This window comes from Lysinibacillus sp. NPDC097287, assembly GCF_044761695.1.
Taxonomy (GTDB): domain Bacteria; phylum Bacillota; class Bacilli; order Bacillales_A; family Planococcaceae; genus Lysinibacillus.
Map to the genome: position 1 here is coordinate 26,203 of NZ_JBIWCX010000015.1, position 22,671 is coordinate 48,873.

The following is a 22,671-nucleotide window of genomic DNA, read 5'->3' on the forward strand; positions in this document are numbered from 1 at the left end:
TATATTAGTCAAAAAAAGGATCTATCTCAAGGTTTTTGAGATAGATCCTTTTTACTTCATCTTATTAAAGTTCTCTTCGAGGGAACAATTTGCTATAATCATTTCTACTTTAGAAAAAAATCAGATATTTGAAGTGGGTGTGGCGATATGAAAGGTACACATGATTTACGAAATAATATTCTAGAGTATGTATATGTAATCGCGGGTGCTGCGATTGTTGCAATCGGCTTTAATGCATTCTTATTACCAAATCAAGTGGCATCTGGTGGCGTCAGTGGGATTAGTACGATCTTACATGGATTATTTGGCTGGAATCCAGGGCTTGTCCAATATGCTTTTAATATCCCTTTATTTTTGGCAGGTGTTGTATTACTCGGCAAGAAGTTCGGGGTGAAATCGTTTATAGGTACGATTACGTTACCTTTAGTTGTATTATTGACAGACAATTGGGAACCGTGGACAAGTAATCCTTTACTAGGTGCTTTGTTTGGTGGAATTGTTGTTGGGTTGGGTATAGGGCTTGTTTTTAAGGGGAATGCTTCTACTGGTGGCACTGATTTATTGGCGCAAATTATTACGAAGTATACAGGCTTAACGCTTGGTACAAGTGTTCTACTAATCGATGGTTTGATTGCTATTAGTGCAGCAGTAGTCTTTGACTTAGAGAAAGGTCTATATGCACTGATAGGTCTATATGTAACAACAAAAACGATTGATATTATTCAACTTGGATTTAGTCAATCGAAAATGGTTTATATTATTACTTTGAAACAAGATGAAGTGCGTGACGCGATTTATGCCGAAATTAATCGAGGTGTTACGAAGTTACCAGCAATTGGTGGGTACACTGGAGAAGCACGACCAGTGCTCATGGTAGTTGTCTATCAAACAGAGTTCACAAAGCTGAAACAACTCATTAGAACTGTTGACCCATCAGCGTTTGTTATTGTTTCTGATGCGTATGAGGTGTTAGGTGAAGGTTTCAAACGTGCCTAATTCTGGTATAGTACAGAGGTAAGCTATTTTATATATTATGAGGAGGGGTACTAATGAAAAAAGCAATGTTAACATTAGTGTTCGGTTCAGCAATCTTTTTAGCGGCTTGTGGCGGCGGAGATGACAAAGATACAGCAGATAAAGGTGCAACAACTACACCAGACGGCGAAGAAATCGCGATGAAGTCATGTGTATCATGTCATGGTGGCGAATTACAAGGGATGGGTAATACTCCTGCGCTAAATGACTTAGGCTCTCGTCTTTCAGAAGCTGAAATTTTAGATATTATTAATAATGGTACAGATAAAGGTATGCCAGGTGGTCTTGTTAAAGGCGCAGATGCTGAAGCAGTTGCTGCTTGGTTAGCTACTCAAAAATAAGAATACAAATTCAAAAAACTAGCGGATCTGGGGACCCGTTAGTTTTTTTCTTGTTCTAGTGGACATTTTGGACAATCCCTCTTCAATTATTTGTAAAGCGTATAGAAAATCAAAAACATACATTGAAGATGAAATAAGGGTTTATCTCTAAAATCAGGGTAGAAATTTGATTAAAGTGCGTATTGATATTAGATTGCTAGTTGATAGGAGTGGAGGCTGGGCGAGTGTAGCTGACGGCATTCGCCTTTGTGACCAACATCCTGTTGCCCCGAAGCGGCTCATCAGACGCCCCCCCGGAAAGCGTCTAGCTGGAGCGGAAATCAACCCCCAAGTTATGGAGATGAGCCAAAATAAGTGCAAAAACATTCATTTTGGATGTAGTCATGCTAAAATAAAATAATATTCAGTTCGCTTGAATGGAGGCGCTAGACACAATGGTAGTTGTAACAACGAGAGATGTGATGGAAAAATTCAATCTAGATTTAATAAGTGGCGAAGAAGGTATTGGTAGAGCGATTTCAACAAGTGATATATCTAGACCTGGACTTGAAATGGCTGGATATTTTACACATTACCCTGCAAATCGTGTTCAATTATTAGGGAAAACAGAATTATCTTTTTTTGAAATGTTGCCTGTAGATGTAAAAATTGAGCGAATGCGTTTGCTTTGCTCGCAAGATACACCTGCAATCATTATTTCAAGAGGATTGGAAGTGCCAGAAGAGCTTATTCAAGGCTCTAATGAAAAACATGTTCCTGTTTTTAAAACAAATATGACAACAACCAAATTTTCGAGTCGGCTAACGAATTATTTAGAAGGCCGACTAGCTCCGATGACGGCTGCACATGGCGTACTAGTGGATGTGTATGGAATTGGTGTGCTAATAATCGGAAAAAGTGGTGTTGGGAAAAGTGAGACAGCACTTGAGTTAGTGAAAAAAGGACATCGACTCGTAGCGGATGATTGCGTAGAAATTCGACAAGAATCAGAAAACTTGTTAATCGGTAGTCCACCTCCATTACTGGAACATTTACTTGAAATACGTGGTATTGGCATTATTGATGTGATGACTTTATTTGGTGCGAGCGCTATTCGACCTTATAAGCGCATTACTTTAGTAATTGAGCTTGAGATTTGGGATCCTAACAAGGTTTATGATCGTTTAGGATTAGAAGAAGAAAAGATGAAGCTGATCGATACAGAGCTGACAAAGTTAACTATTCCCGTACGACCGGGGCGTAATGTTTCTGTTATTATCGAAGTAGCTGCTATGAATTACCGCCTTAAAAGAATGGGTGTCAATGCAGCAGAGGAATTTTCAAGAAGACTAGACGAGGTCATTTCTTCTAATGATGAACTTGATGATTAACTTTATTCAGTAAAAGTCACCTCCTTTTTTAGGCAATAAACATGAATACAGTTTGTGTTTTTTAATAGGTATTCAAATATTGACTGAATAAAGTTAAAGCCTCCGGCGGATGTCACAGATTTTGAAAGGAGTTAAAAAGTGATGTTAGCCTAAGCACGTCGCATCCATGCGACAACGGCTAACTGACCTGCATCACGCAGGCCTAAGCACAATTCAAAATCTGGAATCAATTCCACCGAGGCGTAATTGATTGATATTGAGAGGAGCATTTGATGGATTTACTACTATTAGATATTAACCCAGTTGCCTTTCAATTAGGGCCAATTGCTGTGCGTTGGTATGGATTGCTTATTGTATCGGGCATACTTGTAGCGTATTTTGTAGGGCAAAAAGAGGCGGTAAAACGAGGTTTACCAGAAGATTTTATCGCGGATTTATTATTATGGGCAGTACCGATCTCAATCGTTTGTGCACGCATTTACTATGTCTCGATGCGTTGGGATTATTATGGTCAAAATCCAGGGAAGATTATTGAAATCTGGAATGGCGGTATTGCTATTCATGGTGCATTACTAGGTGCGTTTGCGACTGCATACATATTTACACGTATAAAAGGGGTAAGTTTTTTACGTGTGGCAGATATCGCGGCACCAAGTATTTTAATTGGGCAAATTATTGGTCGTTGGGGTAACTTCATGAACCAAGAGGCATATGGTGGCCCTGTATCACGTGAATTTTTAGAGAACCTAATGTTACCAGATTGGATCATCAATCAAATGTATATTGAAGAGTTAGGCACTCATGTGCATCCAACGTTCCTATATGAATCCGTATGGAATCTTATCGGTTTAATTATTTTGCTAGCAATGCGAAAAGTGAATTTAAACCGAGGGGAAATTTTCTTTAGCTATTTAATTTGGTATTCAATTGGTCGTTTCTATATCGAAGGCTTACGAACTGATAGCTTATACTTAGTTGGTGACTTACGCTCTGCACAGGTTGTTTCAATTATTGGTATTGTAGTTGGTCTAGGTGCAATTATATATCGCCGCATAAAAGTGAAACCAGCAGTAAAGTATTTAGACAACAAATAAGAGGTGCACAGGATGAAGAAAATTAAAGCTTTACTATTCGATTTTGATGGAACTTTACTTAATACGAATGATTTAATTATTCAATCATTTATGCATGTTTTAGAAGAGAGATTTCCTGGGCAATATTCGCCAAAAGATTGCTTGGAATTTATTGGTCCGTCATTAAAACAGACGTTTAGTGAAATTACGCCAGGCGAAGAGGATGAGATGATTGCCAAATATCGCGCTTGGAACGAGGCACATCATGATGAACTGATAACTGAATATCCAGATGTTGTATCTACATTAGAGCAGTTGAAAGAAATGGGTATTGAGTTAGCGATTGTTTCGACAAAACGTAATGAAATGATTGATCGAGGGCTTAAGTTGTTGGGTGCATCGCATTTATTTGATGTACGGGTTGGTACAGCTGATGTGAAGAATGTTAAGCCTGATCCTGAGCCGGTACTACTTGCTTTACAACGTTTAGGAATAGAAAAAGATGAAGCCATTATGATTGGTGATAATTCACATGACATTGAAGCGGGACATAATGCAGGCGTAAAGGCTGCAGGTGTGGCCTGGTCGATTAAGGGTGAGACACATTTACAACAATTCAATCCAGATTATATACTGCATCATATGACTGATCTATTAGCAATTGTGAAAGAGAGCTAGAGGCATGGCACGTAAAACAGAACGTTATCGTGTCGAGGGTGCAAATTCGCTGTGGAATATTTATGATACGGTGTCCTTTTGGAAGGTAATGAAGTGCTTCGTTATTATACAAATTGGGCGCTTTACACCTTTTTTACGTGTGAAGAATTGGTTGTATCGCACTTTTTTGAAGATGGACATTGGTGAAAAAACGTCTATCGCATTAATGGTGATGCCTGATACAATGTTTCCAGAGCGTATCCATATTGGTAACAACTCAGTCATTGGCTTTAGTACGACTATTTTAGCTCATGAATATTTAATTGAAGAATACCGTCTTGGCGATGTGTACATAGGTAATGAAGTGATGGTAGGTGCCAATTCTACGATACTTCCAGGCGTAACAATTGGTGACGGTGCAATCGTGTCAGCAGCAACGCTTGTGCATAAAGATGTACCTGCTGGTTGCTTAGCAGGTGGTAATCCAATGCAGATCATTTACACAGCAGAACAAATGGCAGAACGTAAACGTCAAGAAGTGGTGGAATGGTGTACACCCCAAAAATAAGAAAAGCGCTATGTCTTGTGGTACTCGGTCTAGCCCAGAAATATGACTCACTATGCTTAGCTTTGCATAGTGAGTTTTTTCTTTCTAGGAATAGGTGTATAATTGACGGAATAATCAGTGTTCAAATTATTAGACTATTTATTTATTTCTTAGGTATTTGCATTGACTGATTAGTTGGAATGCGATAAAATTCTTTCATAATCTAATTCTCTAGCACTCTAGTGGGTTAAAGTGAAACGTGAGGAAGTGTCAAAATGTCAGCGATAAAAATGTTTGAAAAGCCACTTGGTATGCGCGATACATTTCCACAAATTTTTGAAAAAGTAGAAACCGTTCGACATACAGGTCGGAGCTTTTTACGCTCAAGAGGGTATGAATTTATAAAGACGCCGACCGTTGAATACTTCGATACAGTCGGCAAAGCATCAGCAATTACGGATGCTAATTTATTTAAACTAGTAGATAGTCAAGGCAATACATTAGTTCTCCGCCCAGATATGACAACGCCGATTGCACGTGTTGCGACTTCAAAGCTATTAAAAGAGATGATTCCCTTACGCCTAGCGTATTTTGCGAGTGTCTTCCGTGCTCAGGAAACAGAGGGAGGGCGTCCTGCTGAGTTTGACCAAATGGGTATTGAGCTAATTGGCGATAATTCTGTATTTGCAGATGTAGAGGTTATTGTCACGGCAATGGAATTATTAAAGCAATACGGTTTAGAAGATTTCAAAGTAACAATCGGTCATGCAGGCGTTTTAAACTGTATTTTACAAGATTACACAGAGAGCATTGAACAAGAAGATACACTGAGAACATTACTTGTTCAACGAAATTATGTTGGTTTTGAAGAAGCGGTTGCATCATTTGATTTACCAAAAACAAAATCAGATGCACTACTACAATTCATTGATGAAGCAATGAATTTGAAAGAAATCCGAGATATTGAAAAATATGTACGTAAAAATGATGCATTAGAATATATGCAACGTCTTGCAAAATTACTAGAAGTGGCCAACTTAGTAGATTATGTAGCATTTGATTTTACACTCTCAAGCCACATGAGCTATTACACAGGAATGCTATTTGAAGTTTTTGCATCAGGTAGCGGCTTCCCATTAGGAAATGGCGGACGTTATGATGGTTTGCTTAACGTATTTGGCTCTACTGTAGGTGCAACAGGCTTTAGTGTTCGCGTAGACCGTTTGTTAGAAACATTAACGAACCAAACTTCGAGTAAAGAAGAAACAATAGCTGTACTATTTGAGGAAGTAAATTTTGAACAGGCACTAGAGCTTGTTAAGAAATTACGTGCAACAGGTAAGAATGCTACATTACAGCTAAAAGAGAGTTTAGTCGATGAAGCTGCATTTACGGCACAATTTACTGAAGTACTCGTTGTTAGACAGGAGGAAGTTGGCTGTGAATGAATTAACAATTGCTATGCCAAAAGGGCGCATTTTTGAAGAGGCGTACCAAATGCTCATTGAAGCAGGTTTTAATTTACCAGAAGAAGTTGAGATGTCACGTAAGTTAATGATCGAAATTCCTGAAGAGAAAATCCGTTTTATATTAGCGAAACCAATGGATGTACCAGTTTATGTAGAGCATGGTGTAGCTGACATTGGTATTGCTGGTAAGGACGTACTACTAGAGCAACAGCGTGAGGTGCATGAGTTACTGGATCTCAAAATTAGTACTTGCTACATCTCATCAGCAGGGTTACCGAATACAACGATGAACGAAATTGCACCTCGTATTGCGACGAAATATCCGAATATTGCGATGAAATACTATAAGGGTATTGGAGAACAAGTAGAAATCATCGAGTTAAACGGTTCAATTGAGCTTGCACCAATGATTGGCTTAGCTGATCGTATTGTCGATATTGTATCGACAGGGCGTACGCTAAAAGAAAATGGCCTAGTTGAGTATGAATTTATTACAGATGTTTCTTCACGTTTAATCGCAAATCCGGTAAGCTACCGCATGAAGGGCGACCGTATTATTGATTTAGTGAAACGTCTAAAACAATGTGTCAATTAAAGGGGGCTTTTTCTAATGAAGATTACTAAACTAGCAAAAGGTATTTCTTTAAAGCGTCCTCTTGATAGAGGTAATGAAGACCAGTTAAAAGTTGTACGTGAAGTATTAGCTGCAGTACGTGATCAAGGAGATACAGCTGTACGTGCTTACACAGAAAAATGGGACGGCTTTGTACCAGAAAATCTATGTGTCACACAAGAAGAAATTGAATCAGGTGCGAAGGCACTTGATGGTCAGCTTTATGCAGATTTAATAGAAGCGGCTGATAATATTCGTCTGTATCATGAGCAACAAAAGCGTACAGGATACCGCCTTGACTTAGCAGATGGTTCTTGGCTTGGTCAACGCATTACAGCACTTGATGCAGTTGGTCTATATGTACCAGGTGGCACTGCTGCGTATCCTTCTTCAGTACTGATGAACGTTATTCCTGCGCAAGTAGCTGGTGTAGAACGCATCGTGATTACTTCGCCAGCAGGTCGAGATGGGAAGTTACCAGATGGCGTTTTGGCAGCGGCACATATTTTAGGTGTGGAAGAAGTCTATAAAGTCGGCGGTGCGCAAGCAATAGCGGCACTAGCATATGGCACAGAAACAATTGCAGCTGTCGATAAAATTACAGGTCCGGGTAATATCTTCGTGGCACTTGCAAAACGCGAAGTATTTGGTGAAGTAGCGATTGATATGATTGCAGGACCAAGTGAGATTGCAATATTAGCAGATGAGACAGCCTATGCAGATGAAGTCGCAGCAGACTTATTATCACAAGCAGAGCACGATAAAATGGCATGTGCTATTTTAGTGACTACTTCGGAAACATTAGCTGAACAGGTAGCGACAGAAGTAGCAAAGCAGTTAAAAACGTTACCGCGAGAAGAAATAGCTCGCATATCAGTTGAAAATTTCGGTGCTATCTATGTGGCAGAAACAATGTCAGATGCAGTCGAAGCGATTAACACATTAGCACCTGAGCATTTAGAAATCTTGACGAAAAATGCGGAGGCTGTAGCAGAGCAAGTACGTCATGCTGGTGGTATTTTCATAGGACGTTATAGTTCTGAGCCAGTAGGTGATTATTTTGCGGGCACAAACCATGTGCTACCAACAAATAGCACTGCACGCTTTGCAAGTGGTTTAAATGTCGACGATTTCTTAAAAAAATCGAGTGTTGTTTACTATAGCGAAAAAACGTGGGCTATGAATGCCCCGAAAATTGCACGACTTGCACGTATGGAAGGCTTAGAGGGCCATGCTCGTGCAGTAGAATCACGTGGCTGGGAAAAGGAGCAGAACAATGACTGAAGAGAAGCGTTATGCAAAAGTTGAACGTAAAACAAATGAAACACAAATTTCGGTTGCCATCAATTTAGATGGTGAAGGGAAAGCTGATATCAAAACGGGTGTTGGTTTTATGGACCATATGCTGGATCTATTCATTAAGCATGGTCTGTTTGACGGCACGATTCAAGCAAATGGTGATACATATATTGACGATCATCACACAACAGAGGACCTAGGTATCGTACTAGGTCAAGCTATTCGTGAAGCGCTTGGCGATAAAAAAGGTATCAAACGTTACGGTACTGCTTTCGTGCCAATGGATGATGCATTAGCCCAGGTCGTTGTCGATTGCTCGAACCGTCCACATTTAGAATATCGTGTGCCAGAACTAAAAGAGAAAGTCGGCACATTTGATACTGAGTTAGTCCATGAGTTTTTATGGAAGTTTGCTCTGGAAGCTCGTATGAATGTCCATGTCATTGTGCCTTACGGTCATAACACACATCATATTATTGAAGCAATTTTCAAAGCGCTAGCACGCGCAATTGATGCGGCTGTTGAAATTGACCCGCGAGTGAAAGGTGTGCCATCAACGAAGGGGCTGTTAACGTGAAGATAGGTGTCATTGACTATGGGATGGGGAATTTATTTAGTGTTGAGCAAGCACTAAAACGTCTTGGCTGTGATGTTGTTGTAACAGCGGATGAAAATGAGTTAGATACAGCCGATGCACTTCTTTTACCAGGTGTTGGTGCATTCCCTGATGCCATGAAGCGTTTGGCGGAAACAAAGTTAGATCGTTATTTATACACGGTAAAGGAAGGAAATCGGCCGTTATTAGGTATATGTTTAGGTATGCAATTGCTATTTGAAAAAAGTGAAGAAGTAGTGCCAACAAAGGGACTTGGTTTCTTCAAAGGTAGCATAAAACGTTTTAGTGGGATAAGCGAAGATCAAGTGTATCGTGTACCGCATATGGGATGGAATGAGCTTGCTGTGACAAATCGTCCAACGTGGTTAAAAGACGAGGCGCCAGCGAAGCATGTGTATTTCGTGCATTCGTTTTATGCGACAGAAATAGATGAGACTGAGTTAGTAGCCTACGCAGATTATAGTGGCATTCAAGTGCCAGGCATTGTCGCAAATGGCTCCGTTACAGGTATGCAATTCCATCCTGAAAAGTCAGGAGCGCTAGGTGTCTACTTATTAGAACAATGGTTAAAAGGGGTGGCGACGTGCTAACAAAGCGTATTATTCCATGTCTGGATGTCAAAGAGGGGCGTGTTGTAAAAGGTGTACAGTTCGTGTCATTACGTGATGCTGGGGACCCTGTTGAGCTTGCGAAATTTTACGACGAGCAAGGGGCAGACGAACTCGTATTCCTTGATATTTCAGCTTCACATGAAGGGCGTGAAACAATGGTCGACGTTGTACGCCAAACAGCGTCAACACTAGCCATTCCATTTACAGTCGGCGGGGGTATTCGTACTTTAGAGGATATGAAACGTATTTTACGTGCAGGTGCTGATAAAGTATCGGTCAATACTTCTGCTCTAGAGCGTCCTGAGCTAATTAAAGAAGGCTCTGACTTCTTCGGTGCACAATGTATTGTTGTTGCAATTGATGCGCGCTATAGTGAAGACGACGGTACGTGGATGGTGTATAAACACGGCGGTCGTAACAAAACATCTTGGCAGGTAACTGAGTGGGCAAAGGAAGCTGTTCGCTTAGGTGCAGGCGAGATTTTACTGACAAGTATGAATCAAGACGGAGAGAAATCTGGCTTTGATTTAGCTTTAACAAAAGCGGTTCGAGAGGCCGTAACAGTTCCGGTCATCGCAAGTGGTGGTGCAGGAAATGCTGATCATTTTTATGAAGTTTTGGCTGGAGAAGTTGATGCAGATGCTGCACTTGCCGCATCAATTTTCCATTACAAAGAAACAAGTGTGGCGCAAGTAAAAGAATACTTAAGTGAAAAAGGAGTGATAGTAAGATGATTGATAACATTAAATTTGATGATAAAGGTTTAATAACGGCAGTTGTGCAAGATGCAAACACGAAGGAAGTGTTAACTGTAGCTTACATGAATAAAGAATCGCTCGAAAAAACAATTGCGTCTGGTGAGACTTGGTTTTACTCACGTTCTCGCGAAGAGCTTTGGCATAAAGGTGCGACGAGTGGCAACACACAAAAAGTCGTGTCGATAAAAGCAGATTGTGATAAAGATGCATTAGTAGTAGAGGTTCTTCCAGCTGGACCAGCTTGCCATACTGGAACAACGTCTTGCTTCACAGAAGTCATTCAAGAAAATGCAAAAGTTGGATCAGTAAGCATCATCTCTCAGCTTGCAGACATTATTAAAAAACGTGAATTAGAAATGCCAGAAGGTGCATACACTACATACCTATTCGATAAAGGAATCGATAAAATTTGTAAAAAAGTCGGCGAAGAAGCAACAGAGGTTGTAATCGGTGCAAAAAACCGGGATGCTGAAGAAGTGAAATGGGAAGCAGCGGATTTAATTTATCACTTATTAGTATTATTACAAGAGCAAAAGGTGAGTGTCTTTGACGTATTAAACGTGTTAGAAAAACGTCACGAAGAGAAATAACAGAATATCGCTTACAGTATGGTATAATGTAAGTTATTGTGAAAGGGACGTGTAATGCGTTCCTTATTTCTTGTTTCGGAGGAAATATTTTTGGAAAAGAAACGTCAAACAGAGAATCAAACAAATGTTGTGTCATTCTTACCGAATGGCGATTATTATTATAAAAAATCTATTCAAGCAATGAATAGTGGACAAATGGATAAAGCGTATAAATATTTGAAACGAGCAACTGATTTAAGTCCGGATGACCCGATGATTTTATTGCAATTAGCAATTATGGAATTAGAAGGTCAATGCTTTGAAGAAGCTTATGATTTGCTTTATCGTGCCCATCAAATTGACCCGGATGAGCCAGAAATTGTGTTTTATATGGCAGAGATTTCAGGTTGTATAGGGATGATTCATGATGCCAAGCGTTTTGCAGAAAGCTATCTGGAAATGGAACCGGAAGGCGCATACGCAGATGAAGCAGCAGAAATTTTAGATTTTGTAGAGTCTGAGAAAGATGATTTCGAAGAGCAAGAGGGGTCAAGTGAGGACTTGTATCGTCAGGAGCAGGCTCGTCGCTGTATGGAGAAAGGTGATTTTCCTGAAGCGATTGAGCTGTTGGAACAATTAATAGAGGATAAGCCTGATTTTTGGTCTGCCTACAATAATTTAGCGCTTGCTTACTTCTACATTGGTGAAGCGGAAGATGCAAAGGCACTATTAAATCGTGTCCTTCGCGACAATAAAGGTAATTTACATGCGTTATGTAACTTGGCTGTCATTGCATATTATGAAAAAAATGATGAGGACTTGCAGGGCCTTTTAGAAGTCCTTACGAAAATCCAACCGTATGCATGGGAGCATCGTTATAAATTAGGGGCTACACTGGCGTTAATCGGTCAATATGATGTGGCATATAAATGGTTACGTAGTATGCAAAAACGTGGCTATTCGGGAGATGCAGGCTTTTATTTCTGGCTGTCACATGCAGCTTATTTTTCGGGTCATGAAGAGAGCTCAAAAAATGCTTGGGCTCAGTTATTAGAACTAGACCCTGATAAAGAAGGATTTGAACCTTGGCGTCAACTTGATAATGCGTTTGAACTTGATGCGCTAGAACATGATCGTGAGTATATTATTGAAAAGTTGCAAAGTGAATATGAAAGTGATCGTATTTTTGGGCTGTTTTTATTAAGCCGCTCAGCGCATAAGCAGGAAATTATTGCACATCCCAATTGGATAGAAGTAGAACAATATGGTCCGTTTGAAAAGCTTTTTTTAGCCTATGCACTTGGTCATAAGTTTGATGAGAAAAATAAACTTGAGGCTAGTTTTTTACGTGCTGTGAAAGTACCAGAAGTTTTATTCGAACAATACGGTAAGTTAACGACAGTTGTAGTTCCGATGTTCCAAATGTGGTTCGTACTATGTGAGCGTGCTTTGGATGGAAATTATCGCTTTACGAATCCAGAAGCAATAGCAGGAGCAAATGATTATTTATTCCGTTCGTCACGTATGTTAAAGGTGACGAAGAAAGCAATTGCTGAACAATATGAAATTTCTGTTTCAACACTATCTAAATATATTGAAGAAATTTTAGATTTCTTACCAGAAAACGAAGACCAATAGCGTCGCTTTTGAGCAACTTAGTTGAATAACTTTGGTGTTTAACATACGATGAATATACAAATGTTATAATAGAAAAGCATTGAATTTTTAGGAGGCAATATCCATGTCAGAAAAAATTTATGATGTCATAATTATCGGTGCAGGTCCTGCTGGGATGACTGCTGCAGTATATACTTCACGTGCCAACCTTTCTACATTGATGCTTGAGCGTGGTATTCCAGGTGGCCAAATGGCTAATACGGAAGAAGTAGAAAATTACCCAGGTTTTGATACAATTTTAGGCCCTGAACTTTCTACAAAAATGTTTGATCATGCGAAAAAATTCGGTGCTGAATATGCTTACGGCGATGTAACTGAAATCATCAACGGTGAAGAATATAAAACAATTAAAGCTGGAGCGAAAGAATTTAAAACACGTGCAATTATTCTTTCAACAGGTGCAGAATATAAAAAAATGGGTGTGCCAGGTGAAAAAGAACTTGGTGGCCGTGGTGTTAGTTATTGTGCAGTATGTGACGGTGCATTCTTTAAACAAAAAAATCTTGTTGTCGTAGGTGGCGGTGACTCAGCAGTTGAAGAGGGTGTTTACTTAACTCGCTTTGCTGATAAAGTAACAATTGTTCATCGTCGTGATAAATTACGTGCGCAAAAAATTCTTCAAGATCGTGCCTTTGCAAACGATAAAATTGATTTCATCTGGAACGCAACAGTGAAAGAAATTAATGAAGCAAACGGTAAAGTAGGAAGCGTAACTTTACAATCAACAGTTGATGGTAGTGAAACAGAATTTGCTACTGATGGTGTATTTGTTTACATTGGTATGTTGCCATTAACAAAACCATTTGAATCACTTGGTATTTTAAACGATGCTGGTTATATCGTAACAAATGAAAACATGGAAACTGCTGTACCTGGTATTTTTGCAGCAGGTGACGTTCGTGAAAAAACATTACGTCAAATTGTAACTGCAACGGGCGATGGTAGTATTGCAGCACAAACGGCTCAACACTATATCGAAGAGTTAATGGAAAAAATCAACGCGTAAAAAAAGACAATTTTTAACACAGTTTTAATATGGCTGTAACTTGTATGACATATAAAAGCTGTAGTATAAAAAGTGTAATTAGCAATCCCCCTTTTATTTTGTTTAGTAGGTTGTTCCCGCCTAAATAGGTGAGAACAACCTGCTTTTTTGTGCTACGGGCAGAGTAGGTAGGACTATCCTTTGTATACAGTGCACTGGTCTTGTTATAATAGGGGGAGAATGTGAAAGAGATTAGAGGTGTGCCTATGCAAAGAATTGCAAACTTACTAGCGGTAAAGGATGGTCAAGTTTTATTACTTCAAAAGCCGAGACGTGGTTGGTATGTAGCACCGGGCGGTAAAATGGAAAGCGGCGAATCAATTTATGAAGCGGCCGTTCGTGAATTTAAAGAAGAAACAAATGTAACGCCATTGCATACACATTTAAAAGGTGTTTATACAATGGTCATTAAAGAAGATAAAGAAACAATTGATGAATGGATGCTTTACACATTTGTCGCAACAGATGTTGAAGGTGAGTTATTTAAGGAAACACGAGAAGGAACACTTGCCTGGCATCCAATAGAGAAACTTAAAGACCTACCGATGGCTGAAGGAGACCGGACAAATTTATTGTTTGCCGTGGAACAGTCAGGGATTCAATATGGTACATTTGAATATACAAGAGATTTTGAATTATTACATGAAAAAATCCAAATGTCTGAAGAATAAGGAAAGCACATTCCCCTCTGTTTACATCAAGGAAGAGTATGGCGCTAATAACCTAAATCACATTAAAGGAGCTGGATGCAGTGGTAGGCGATAGTCAACAATGTACACATGAATTAGTCATTATTACAGGTATGTCTGGAGCGGGAAAAACCGTAGCAATTCAAAGTTTTGAAGATTTAGGATATTACTGTATTGACAATTTACCACCAGCACTTTTAACCACGTTTTTAACATTGCTACGAGACACAGGTAAAAATATTACACGCATTGCGGCTGTAATGGATATGCGTGGCGGTGATTTTTTTGATTCTTTAATTGGTGCACTAGATCATATGTTGCAAGGAGGAGATATTTCTCCACGTATTTTATTTTTAGATGCAGATGATGAGGTGCTTGTTCGTCGGTATAAGGAAACAAGGCGCGCACATCCTTTAGCAACGAATGGTTTGCCATTAGAAGGTATTAAGCAAGAACGTAGATTGTTATCAGAAGTAAAAGGTCGAGCACACTCCGTTTACAATACGTCCAATTTGAAACCAAAAGAATTACGTGAGAAAATTGCAAAAGAATTTGCTAGAGATGCGAAAAGTGTGTTCACTGTCAATGTTATGTCATTTGGTTTTAAGCATGGCATGCCAATAGATGCAGATCTAGTATTTGATGTGCGCTTTTTAAAAAATCCTTACTATGTAGAAGAATTACGCCCTAAAACCGGTTTGCAAACTGAAGTTTCCTCGTATGTACTTGCTTTAGAAGATACAAAAACGTTAATTCAAAAGTTAACGGATTTGTTTGAGTTCATGGTTCCGCTTTATAAACAGGAGGGGAAATCGCAGCTTGTCATTGCATTTGGTTGTACAGGGGGACAACATCGTTCTGTCACACTCGCTGAATATTTTGGAGCTTATTTAAATAAAAACGAAGAAACCGTTATAACACATCGTGACATCAATCGTAGAAAGGATTGAGTGAATGAAAAAGAAGCAGACGAAGCTTGTCGTCATTGGTGGCGGTACGGGGCTATCCACATTACTACGTGGATTGAAACATCATCCTTTTGAAATTACGGCAATTGTAACAGTAGCTGATGATGGTGGCTCCTCAGGCCGTTTACGTGATGACTATGATATTCCACCACCTGGAGATGTACGAAACGTTATTGCTGCATTATCAGATGTTGAACCATTAGTGGAGCAAATGTTTCAGTATCGTTTTTCAGCATCAGAGGAATTGAGTGGACATTCACTTGGGAATTTAATGTTAACAGCTCTAACGGATATTACCGGGGATTTTAACCATGCTATCAGTGAGATGGGAAAAGTGTTAAAAGTTCATGGTCGCGTTATACCTGCTGCTAATAAAAAGATTTCACTTCACGCAGAACTAGAGGATGGTTCCATTGTTGAAGGTGAGTCGAAAATTCCAAAGGCAAATAAGCGTATCAAGAATGTGTTTTTAGTGCCAGAAGATGTGCAACCACTACCAGAAGCTATCCGTGCTATTAAACGAGCGGATTATATTTTAATCGGGCCAGGAAGTTTATATACGAGTATTATTCCTAATTTGCTCGTTAAAGAAATTGGAGAGGCAGTTGTACGTGCAAAAGGCCATAAAATCTATGTATGTAATCTAATGACACAAAAAGGCGAAACTATTGCGTATACCGCTGGGGATCATGTGAAAGCAATTAATGATCATGTGGGCGAAAAGTTTATAGATGCAATTTTAGTAAATGATGAAACACTACCAAACCCTGTAAAAGAATTGTATAAAGAAGAGCAAGCAGAACCAGTTACATTTGATGTAGAGATGCTTGAAAGTATAGGATTAGAAGTTATTCAACGAGACATTGCAACGATACGTCAGGATGGAACTGTACGTCACAACGCTACAAATGTTGCAGAATGGCTGGTAGAGTATGTAGAAGAATATAAAAAGAAAACTATAATTGATTCATAAAGAGAATTTATTGTATATGATAAGATAAACATATACATAGAAATGAATGACGAAAGGAGGTTAGGAGATGTCTTTTGCCTCAGAAACCAAAAAGGAACTGACACAAGTCGAAGCCGATGATCAATGTATGAAAGCGGAAGTATCAGCGTTAATTCGTATGAATGGCTCGCTATCTTTTGCGAACAAGCAACTAAGTTTAGATGTACAAACGGAAAATGCAGCGATTGCTAGAAGACTTTATACGATCATGAAAAAGTTGTATCCTTATAATGTCGAACTACTTGTACGAAAAAAAATGCGTCTGAAAAAAAATAACGTTTACATTTGTCGTGTTCGAGACGGAGCTAGAGAGCTACTTATTGATTTGGCGATTATTTCGGATGATTTTCAATTTAATCATACAATTTCAAGAGAGCTGATTAAAAAGAGTGGTCAAAAAAGAGCCTATTTGCGTGGGGCATTTTTAGCAGGGGGCTCGGTAAATAATCCAGAAACGTCTGCCTACCACCTAGAAGTATATTCATTATACAAAGAGCATGGCGAGGCGCTAATGGATTTAATGAATGAGTTTGACCTCAATGCTAAGACCATTGAGCGTAAAAAGGGCTTTGTCACTTATTTAAAAGAAGCTGAAAAAATTTCTGACTTTCTAAATATCGTCGGTGCACATCAAGCGATGATGAAATTTGAGGATGTACGGATTTTACGAGATATGCGAAATAGTGTAAATCGTATAGTAAACTGTGAAACTGCGAATTTAAATAAAACGATTGGTGCAGCATTACGCCAAGTCGACAATATACGTTTTATCGAAAATTCAATAGGTTTAGATCAATTACCTGAAAAATTGCGTGAAATTGCACGATTAAGGGTAGAATATCAAGACGTAACATTGAAAGAACTAGGTGAAATGGTATTGAGTGGAACCGTGAGTAAATCAGGCGTCAATCATCGATTACGTAAAATTGATGAAATTGCAGAAGCATTGCGACGAGGCGAAAAAGTAGGTGGCTAAGCTTCCATACTTTTATGGCATGAAAGTAATGCATTATCGCTTATTGTTCTTTTCACAACAATTAAGGTAAGATTAAATAAAAGATGAACGGTACTGAAGGGGAGTTTTGCGAATGATTGAGAGAAGAGTCGAAGTAAAATTAAAGTTAGGTTTACAAGCTAGACAAGCAGCGTTGTTTGTACAGGAAGCTAATCGCTTCAATGCAGATGTTTTTCTTGAGAAAGATGAGAAAAAAGTTAATGCAAAATCCATTATGGGCGTTATGAGCCTAGCCATCGCTAAAGGGACGGAAGTCGTTTTAAGCGGTGAGGGTAACGATGCTGAGCAAGCGGTTACATCTTTAGCAACATTGATTCAAAAAGCTGATTAATAGAAGAAGGCTTTGCTGCAATACTATGACAAAAAATCCGCCTAGCTACTGAAAGCTAGGCGGATTTTTATTGTTATTTACGATCGCTACGGCTGAAGATGTGGTCGATTAAACCATATTCTTTGGCACGTTCAGCTGTCATAAAGTTATCACGATCAGTGTCTCTTGCGATGACTTCAAGTGGCTGACCAGTACGTTCTGATAAAATAGTGTTTAATTTATCACGTAAGAATAGAATGCGTTTCGCAGCGATTTCAATTTCAGTCGCTTGACCTTGTGCTCCACCAAGTGGTTGGTGAATCATTACTTCTGCATTTGGCAATGCACAGCGTTTACCTGGTTCACCAGCAGCAAGTAGGAAAGCACCCATTGATGCAGCCATACCAATACAAATTGTTTGTACTTTAGGTTTGATAAATTGCATTGTGTCGTAAATCGCCATACCAGCTGTAATAGAACCACCTGGAGAGTTGATGTAAAGTGAAATATCCTTATCTGGATCTTCTGCCTCTAGGAATAGAAGCTGTGCAACGATTGAATTGGCTACATTGTCATCAATAGCACTACCTAAAAGGATGATACGATCTTTAAGTAGGCGTGAATAGATATCATATGCACGTTCACCACGACTTGTTTGTTCAATAACTGTAGGAATTAAATTCATGTTAAATCCTCCTTAAAAAGCTAAATTCGATTACTATTGCTGAAATAGACCAAAATATCTCAGCTGTAACTTTATCATACACATTATAGTCAGGGAAGGTCAAATATTAACGCTGATAATGCGAAATTTATTAAAAGTATATTTTTTTCAAACAAAAGAAAAACAGTAGTTGAAATGTAAGCAAGACATTTGTATAATAGAAGGATCGTAGTTAAAGTACCATGCAGTTATGTTTCGAAGGATACTCTCCGTCAGGCTTTTGTCATGAAGGCTTTAGGTGCGTACTTTTTTTATGTTCAATTGCCCTCGTGGTGTAATGGATAACACGTAAGATTCCGGTTCTTGCACTGGGGGTTCGATTCCCTCCGAGGGCGCCATTTTACTGACTTAATAGATCGATTTTATAGCTTTATTCTCCGGATAAGTAGCTTAGCAGCCTGCTTAGTGGAGATGGAAGGAATAAAATTAGGAATACTGTTTCATCGGCATTATTCCCCAATTTCATCTTTTCAAACCTTCAAAAAAGCAATAACTCCAAATTATTTTTAGTGAACATACCGAACGTGAGGCTAGTTTCCTAGTCCGAAAAAGAGTCCCTTTCTGAGGGGGACTCTTTTTTTGTGCAAAAAAATAACTAAATATTATTTTGAAAATTATCTTATAGTTGCATAAGTATTCGTTTAGGATTGTTTATTATATTATGTTCTAATATATAATTCTATTTTTATGGGTCATCATCATAACTTGGGGTTGATTTCCGTTCCGGCTGGGCGCTTTCCGGGGGGGGGGGGCGTCCGATGAGCCGCTTCACTCGCGGTGCTCGCTCCAGGGTCTCATCTGTGACGCTAATCCCCCAGGAAGCTTTGCTCTGTAGCGAAAGGCGAATGCCGTCAGCTACACTCGCCCAGCCTCCACTCCAATCAACGAGCATTCTTATATTGTTATACACCTTTACCAAATGTCATCCCCACCTTTTTACGATGATCCGTTTTTATGAAAAAACAATTACTTTCTATGAATAAATGTTGTATATAGATTATATTGTTACTATAATTAACTCAATAATCTAAAATTTCCGAATAAAATGTAAAAACATTATCGGAAAATCATTTTATTTAGGGGGAAGTTCTATGAAAAAGCGTTTATGGATGTTATTAATGATCGTTGCTGCATTCTCGCTAGTATTAGCGGGATGTGGCACAAAAGAAGATACTTCATCAGATGGCGGTACTTCGGGTGATAGTGAAGGTAAAAAAGTTTACAAGGTAGCAACAGAAGCAACATTTGCTCCATTTGAATCAGTAGATGACAAAGGCAACATCGTAGGGATTGACGTAGATGTTATGCAAGCAATCGCTGACGAAATGGATTTTGAAGTAGAATGGCAAAACACTGGATGGGAGGCAGTATTCCAAACAATTAAAAACAGAGAAACTGATATTGGTGCATCAGGTATTACGGTTACAGATGAGCGAAAACAAACATACGATTTCACAGAGCCGTACTATGAATCTCAATTACTAATTGTTGTAAAAGAAGATTCTAATATTAAATCATTAGCTGAATTAAAAGATAAAAAAATCTCTGTACAAATTAATGCAACAGGTCATGTGGCTGCGAAAAAGCTACAAGGGGATGCGAGTACAAATATCATGGCATTTAAAACCCAACCTATTGCTATTCAAGAAATGTTAAACGGTAACGTAGATGCAACAATTGGTGATAATGCAGTAGTGTATGAATATATGAAGGCAAATCCAAAAGCAAAAATTAAGGTAGTAAAAGATGATAACTTTGAAAAAGAATACTATGGCTTCATGGTACGTAAAGGGAACGAAGAGTTACTATCACTATTAAATGAAGGTCTACAAAAGATTAAAGACAACGGGAAATTAAAAGAAATTACTGGTACGGATTTTAAGTGATTTTCAGAATATAGCATGGGTGGTCATTAGGTAAAGTGGTGACCGACATGCTTGTTTTTGCTAATTGATTGAAAAAAGGGGAAGTGGGTTCGGATGGACATCTTTGATTTACAATGGGACACAGTCTGGAACTACCGTGATATGTTTATACGTGGTATTGGCATCACGTTAATTTTGACGCTAAGCGGTTATCTTGGTGGAATTATCTTAGGTTTATTTTTAGGGTTGGGAAAGTTATCGAAAAAGAAATGGATATACTGGCCATCAAAGATTTATGTGGATTTATTCCGTGGAACACCGATGCTTGTGCAAATTTTATTGATTCACTTAGCGTTAATTCCAACAATATTTGGCCATTCACTCGGCTTTATGGTGTCTGGTATTACCGCACTAGTTTTAAACTGTGCAGCATACAATGCTGAAATTTTCCGTGCAGGTATTCAAAGTATCGACAAAGGGCAAATGGAGGCAGCGCGATCACTTGGTTTAACACATAATCAAGCGATGCGTAAAGTAATTTTACCGCAAGCATTTAGGCGCATGATTCCACCGTTAGGCAATGAATTTATCGCATTGTTAAAAGATTCATCACTTGTGACAATCATTGCAGCACCAGATATTTTATATGCAGCGCAAGTGGTGGCGGGTGCAAGCTTCCGATTCTGGGAGCCGTATATTGTGGCAGCTTTATTGTATTTAATATTAACGTATGGTGTAACGAAAATTGTAGCATTTATAGAGAAGCGTTTTAGTAATAGCTATGTCCCTCGTAGAGCAGAAGGGCGGATAGCGCGATGATTAAAATTGAAAACTTACACAAATATTTTGGTAAACTAGAAGTATTAAAGGGTATTGATTATGAGATTCATGAAAAGCAAGTTGTTTGTGTGATTGGCCCTTCTGGTTCAGGGAAAAGTACATTTTTACGCTGCATTAATATGCTTGAAGAGGTAACGGATGGTGCAATTTACATTGAGAATGTAAAAATCAACGATCCAAAGACAAATATCAATGCAATTCGTTCAGAGGTCGGCATGGTATTTCAACAATTTAATCTTTTCCCACATATGACAGTCATTGATAATATAACAATGGCACCGATGCAAATTCGTAATATGAAACGTGCTGACGCAGAGATACTTGGACATGAGCTACTTAAAAAAGTGGGTCTTGATAGTAAGGCGTATAATTATCCTGAGCAGCTTTCAGGTGGTCAACAGCAGCGTGTTGCTATTGCCCGTGCATTAGCGATGAAGCCAAAAGCTATTCTTTTTGATGAACCGACTTCAGCGTTAGATCCAGAGATGGTAAAAGAAGTGTTGGATGTTATGAAAAATTTAGCATCTGAAGGAATGACAATGATTGTTGTAACACACGAAATGGGATTTGCTCGTGAGGTTGGTGATCGAGTTGTTTTTATGGATGGTGGTTTTATAGTAGAAGAAGGAACACCAGATGAGCTTTTCGGCAATCCACATAATGAACGAACAAAAGCTTTTTTAGGAAAAATATTATAAGAAGAAAAACCATTCAAAGCGTAGTAGCATTGAATGGTTTTTGTTTTAATGGAGAGGGTTTTTTGAGGTTCCAAAGGCATCGAGCATTTGACGCATATCTTGTTCTGAGTATTGTGGCACTTGATAGTAGCCATGTTTGTTTTGGTAAATCGATATTTCGTATGCCATCTCGATACAGTTGGGGATACTATCAGCAACTACGCGGCGAACTACTGGATTAGTTGTCTCCAGGGCTGTGCCAGTCATCCCTTTTGCTGCGCCTTTATGAGCACCGAGTAAAAAACCTGAAATTATTTCGTCGTTAATTTCATTTGCATTTTGCATCGGTTTTTTCGGTTGACCAGGTTTTAAGCCATATGTGAAGTTATTACCTGTTTCCATTTGATAGCGACCGGTTGGTACAGATGGGTCATGACCTGTGTTATAGGATTCAACAATGGTGTTATAGGCGCCAATTGTGAAATTATATTGGCGATCTAAAATATTAAGCAGTTCGGGGTCTTTTACATGTGGACGTAAAATAATGGATTGATTGAGCCCTGCAATAATCTCACCGATTGTTTCATGCATGTCCATCATTTCGTGACCACCGTGATTAAGGCTTTGTTGTTGATTGAATGATGATGTATTCGGTTGATCATTAGAAAACGATTGTGACAAAAAAATTCCTCCTCTGTGACAATTTTTGATGCAATATGTAGTATGGTTGAATTTTTGTTTTTCATACGAGAATGGAAAGGTTGTAATATGTGTGATTTAGGCTATTTGTACAGTTGCATTGAGAGAAAAATTTGCATTGGAGAGGAAAAAACTATGCACCATTTTGTAAAATATACATATTAAAAAACATTTATTTCAAATATTGACAAT

25 protein-coding genes and 1 tRNA gene are annotated in these 22,671 nt (G+C 38.8%); 24 read left to right on the forward strand and 2 right to left on the reverse strand.

From position 1 onward, the window contains the following. Positions 1-147 precede the first annotated feature (147 nt). The 20 genes from ACIQ2D_RS17970 (at position 148) to ACIQ2D_RS18065 (ending at position 17,695) form a co-directional block, all read left to right on the forward strand. Positions 148-996 (forward strand): YitT family protein, encoded by an 849-nt coding sequence (locus ACIQ2D_RS17970; protein ID WP_402866468.1) that lies wholly within the window; start codon positions 148-150, stop codon positions 994-996. Between the two features lie 53 nt (positions 997-1,049). Next, complete coding sequence (gene cccB, locus ACIQ2D_RS17975) at positions 1,050-1,376, forward strand: cytochrome c551 (RefSeq protein ID WP_402866471.1); 327 nt, start codon at positions 1,050-1,052, stop codon at positions 1,374-1,376. A 434-nt stretch (positions 1,377-1,810) separates the two neighbouring features. Next, on the forward strand, positions 1,811-2,746 hold the full coding sequence (gene hprK, locus ACIQ2D_RS17980; RefSeq protein ID WP_402866474.1) for an HPr(Ser) kinase/phosphatase: 936 nt from the start codon (positions 1,811-1,813) through the stop codon (positions 2,744-2,746). Positions 2,747-3,018: 272 nt separating this feature from the next. After that, positions 3,019-3,840: a prolipoprotein diacylglyceryl transferase gene (lgt, locus tag ACIQ2D_RS17985; protein WP_402866476.1), complete on the forward strand. Its 822-nt coding sequence runs from the start codon at positions 3,019-3,021 to the stop codon at positions 3,838-3,840. 12 nt (positions 3,841-3,852) lie between these two features. Then, positions 3,853-4,497 carry a pyrophosphatase PpaX gene (gene ppaX / locus ACIQ2D_RS17990; protein ID WP_402866478.1) on the forward strand — a complete coding sequence of 215 codons (645 nt, stop codon included), beginning with the start codon at positions 3,853-3,855 and terminating at the stop codon, positions 4,495-4,497. Positions 4,498-4,501: 4 nt separating this feature from the next. Continuing rightward, entirely contained in the window at positions 4,502-5,044 is a 543-nt protein-coding gene (locus ACIQ2D_RS17995; protein ID WP_402866481.1) for an acyltransferase, read from the forward strand. A gap of 254 nt (positions 5,045-5,298) precedes the next feature. Continuing rightward, the gene (locus tag ACIQ2D_RS18000) at positions 5,299-6,471 is read left to right on the forward strand and encodes an ATP phosphoribosyltransferase regulatory subunit (RefSeq protein ID WP_402866483.1); all 1,173 of its coding nucleotides are present in this window, start codon (positions 5,299-5,301) and stop codon (positions 6,469-6,471) included. Then, positions 6,464-7,087 carry an ATP phosphoribosyltransferase gene (gene hisG, locus ACIQ2D_RS18005; protein ID WP_402866486.1) on the forward strand — a complete coding sequence of 208 codons (624 nt, stop codon included), beginning with the start codon at positions 6,464-6,466 and terminating at the stop codon, positions 7,085-7,087. Before ACIQ2D_RS18000 ends, hisG begins: the two co-directional genes overlap by 8 nt. Before the next feature lie 15 nt (positions 7,088-7,102). Then, on the forward strand, positions 7,103-8,389 hold the full coding sequence (gene hisD, locus ACIQ2D_RS18010) for a histidinol dehydrogenase (RefSeq protein ID WP_402866488.1): 1,287 nt from the start codon (positions 7,103-7,105) through the stop codon (positions 8,387-8,389). Beyond that, the gene (gene hisB, locus ACIQ2D_RS18015) at positions 8,382-8,981 is read left to right on the forward strand and encodes an imidazoleglycerol-phosphate dehydratase HisB (RefSeq protein WP_402866491.1); all 600 of its coding nucleotides are present in this window, start codon (positions 8,382-8,384) and stop codon (positions 8,979-8,981) included. Before hisD ends, hisB begins: the two co-directional genes overlap by 8 nt. Then, positions 8,978-9,610 carry an imidazole glycerol phosphate synthase subunit HisH gene (gene hisH, locus ACIQ2D_RS18020; protein ID WP_402866494.1) on the forward strand — a complete coding sequence of 211 codons (633 nt, stop codon included), beginning with the start codon at positions 8,978-8,980 and terminating at the stop codon, positions 9,608-9,610. Before hisB ends, hisH begins: the two co-directional genes overlap by 4 nt. After that, a complete protein-coding gene (hisF, locus tag ACIQ2D_RS18025; RefSeq protein ID WP_402866497.1) occupies positions 9,604-10,365 on the forward strand; it encodes an imidazole glycerol phosphate synthase subunit HisF in 762 nt (253 codons plus the stop codon). Before hisH ends, hisF begins: the two co-directional genes overlap by 7 nt. Further along, positions 10,362-10,979 carry a bifunctional phosphoribosyl-AMP cyclohydrolase/phosphoribosyl-ATP diphosphatase HisIE gene (gene hisIE, locus ACIQ2D_RS18030; RefSeq protein ID WP_402866500.1) on the forward strand — a complete coding sequence of 206 codons (618 nt, stop codon included), beginning with the start codon at positions 10,362-10,364 and terminating at the stop codon, positions 10,977-10,979. The genes hisF and hisIE overlap by 4 nt, the downstream gene beginning before the upstream one ends. A gap of 90 nt (positions 10,980-11,069) precedes the next feature. Beyond that, positions 11,070-12,596 carry a tetratricopeptide repeat protein gene (locus tag ACIQ2D_RS18035; protein WP_402866503.1) on the forward strand — a complete coding sequence of 509 codons (1,527 nt, stop codon included), beginning with the start codon at positions 11,070-11,072 and terminating at the stop codon, positions 12,594-12,596. Positions 12,597-12,699: 103 nt separating this feature from the next. Further along, positions 12,700-13,641, forward strand: coding sequence for a thioredoxin-disulfide reductase (gene trxB / locus ACIQ2D_RS18040; RefSeq protein WP_402866505.1), 942 nt, complete (start codon positions 12,700-12,702; stop codon positions 13,639-13,641). 245 nt (positions 13,642-13,886) lie between these two features. Continuing rightward, complete coding sequence (locus ACIQ2D_RS18045) at positions 13,887-14,351, forward strand: 8-oxo-dGTP diphosphatase (protein ID WP_402866622.1); 465 nt, start codon at positions 13,887-13,889, stop codon at positions 14,349-14,351. Positions 14,352-14,431: 80 nt separating this feature from the next. After that, the gene (gene rapZ, locus ACIQ2D_RS18050) at positions 14,432-15,319 is read left to right on the forward strand and encodes an RNase adapter RapZ (RefSeq protein ID WP_402866507.1); all 888 of its coding nucleotides are present in this window, start codon (positions 14,432-14,434) and stop codon (positions 15,317-15,319) included. Between the two features lie 4 nt (positions 15,320-15,323). Continuing rightward, entirely contained in the window at positions 15,324-16,310 is a 987-nt protein-coding gene (locus ACIQ2D_RS18055) for a gluconeogenesis factor YvcK family protein (protein WP_402866510.1), read from the forward strand. 67 nt (positions 16,311-16,377) lie between these two features. After that, a complete protein-coding gene (whiA, locus tag ACIQ2D_RS18060; protein WP_402866512.1) occupies positions 16,378-17,325 on the forward strand; it encodes a DNA-binding protein WhiA in 948 nt (315 codons plus the stop codon). 112 nt (positions 17,326-17,437) lie between these two features. Further along, on the forward strand, positions 17,438-17,695 hold the full coding sequence (locus ACIQ2D_RS18065) for an HPr family phosphocarrier protein (protein WP_402866515.1): 258 nt from the start codon (positions 17,438-17,440) through the stop codon (positions 17,693-17,695). Positions 17,696-17,768: 73 nt separating this feature from the next. On the opposite strand, the gene clpP is transcribed toward ACIQ2D_RS18065, so the two are convergent. Next, complete coding sequence (gene clpP, locus ACIQ2D_RS18070; RefSeq protein WP_402866518.1) at positions 17,769-18,359, reverse strand: ATP-dependent Clp endopeptidase proteolytic subunit ClpP; 591 nt, start codon at positions 18,357-18,359, stop codon at positions 17,769-17,771. A gap of 302 nt (positions 18,360-18,661) precedes the next feature. Between clpP and ACIQ2D_RS18075 the strand changes: the two genes are divergently transcribed. The 4 genes from ACIQ2D_RS18075 (at position 18,662) to ACIQ2D_RS18090 (ending at position 21,801) form a co-directional block, all read left to right on the forward strand. Then, positions 18,662-18,736, forward strand: a tRNA-Arg gene (locus tag ACIQ2D_RS18075). Between the two features lie 753 nt (positions 18,737-19,489). Further along, entirely contained in the window at positions 19,490-20,284 is a 795-nt protein-coding gene (locus tag ACIQ2D_RS18080) for a basic amino acid ABC transporter substrate-binding protein (RefSeq protein WP_402866521.1), read from the forward strand. Between the two features lie 93 nt (positions 20,285-20,377). Further along, on the forward strand, positions 20,378-21,082 hold the full coding sequence (locus ACIQ2D_RS18085) for an amino acid ABC transporter permease (protein WP_402866524.1): 705 nt from the start codon (positions 20,378-20,380) through the stop codon (positions 21,080-21,082). Then, positions 21,079-21,801, forward strand: coding sequence for an amino acid ABC transporter ATP-binding protein (locus tag ACIQ2D_RS18090; protein ID WP_402866527.1), 723 nt, complete (start codon positions 21,079-21,081; stop codon positions 21,799-21,801). The genes ACIQ2D_RS18085 and ACIQ2D_RS18090 overlap by 4 nt, the downstream gene beginning before the upstream one ends. Positions 21,802-21,846: 45 nt before the next feature. Here ACIQ2D_RS18090 and ACIQ2D_RS18095 read toward each other — a convergent pair whose 3' ends face one another. Beyond that, positions 21,847-22,461, reverse strand: a complete 615-nt coding sequence (locus ACIQ2D_RS18095; protein ID WP_402866529.1) for a spore coat protein — start codon at positions 22,459-22,461, stop codon at positions 21,847-21,849. Positions 22,462-22,671 lie beyond the last annotated feature (210 nt).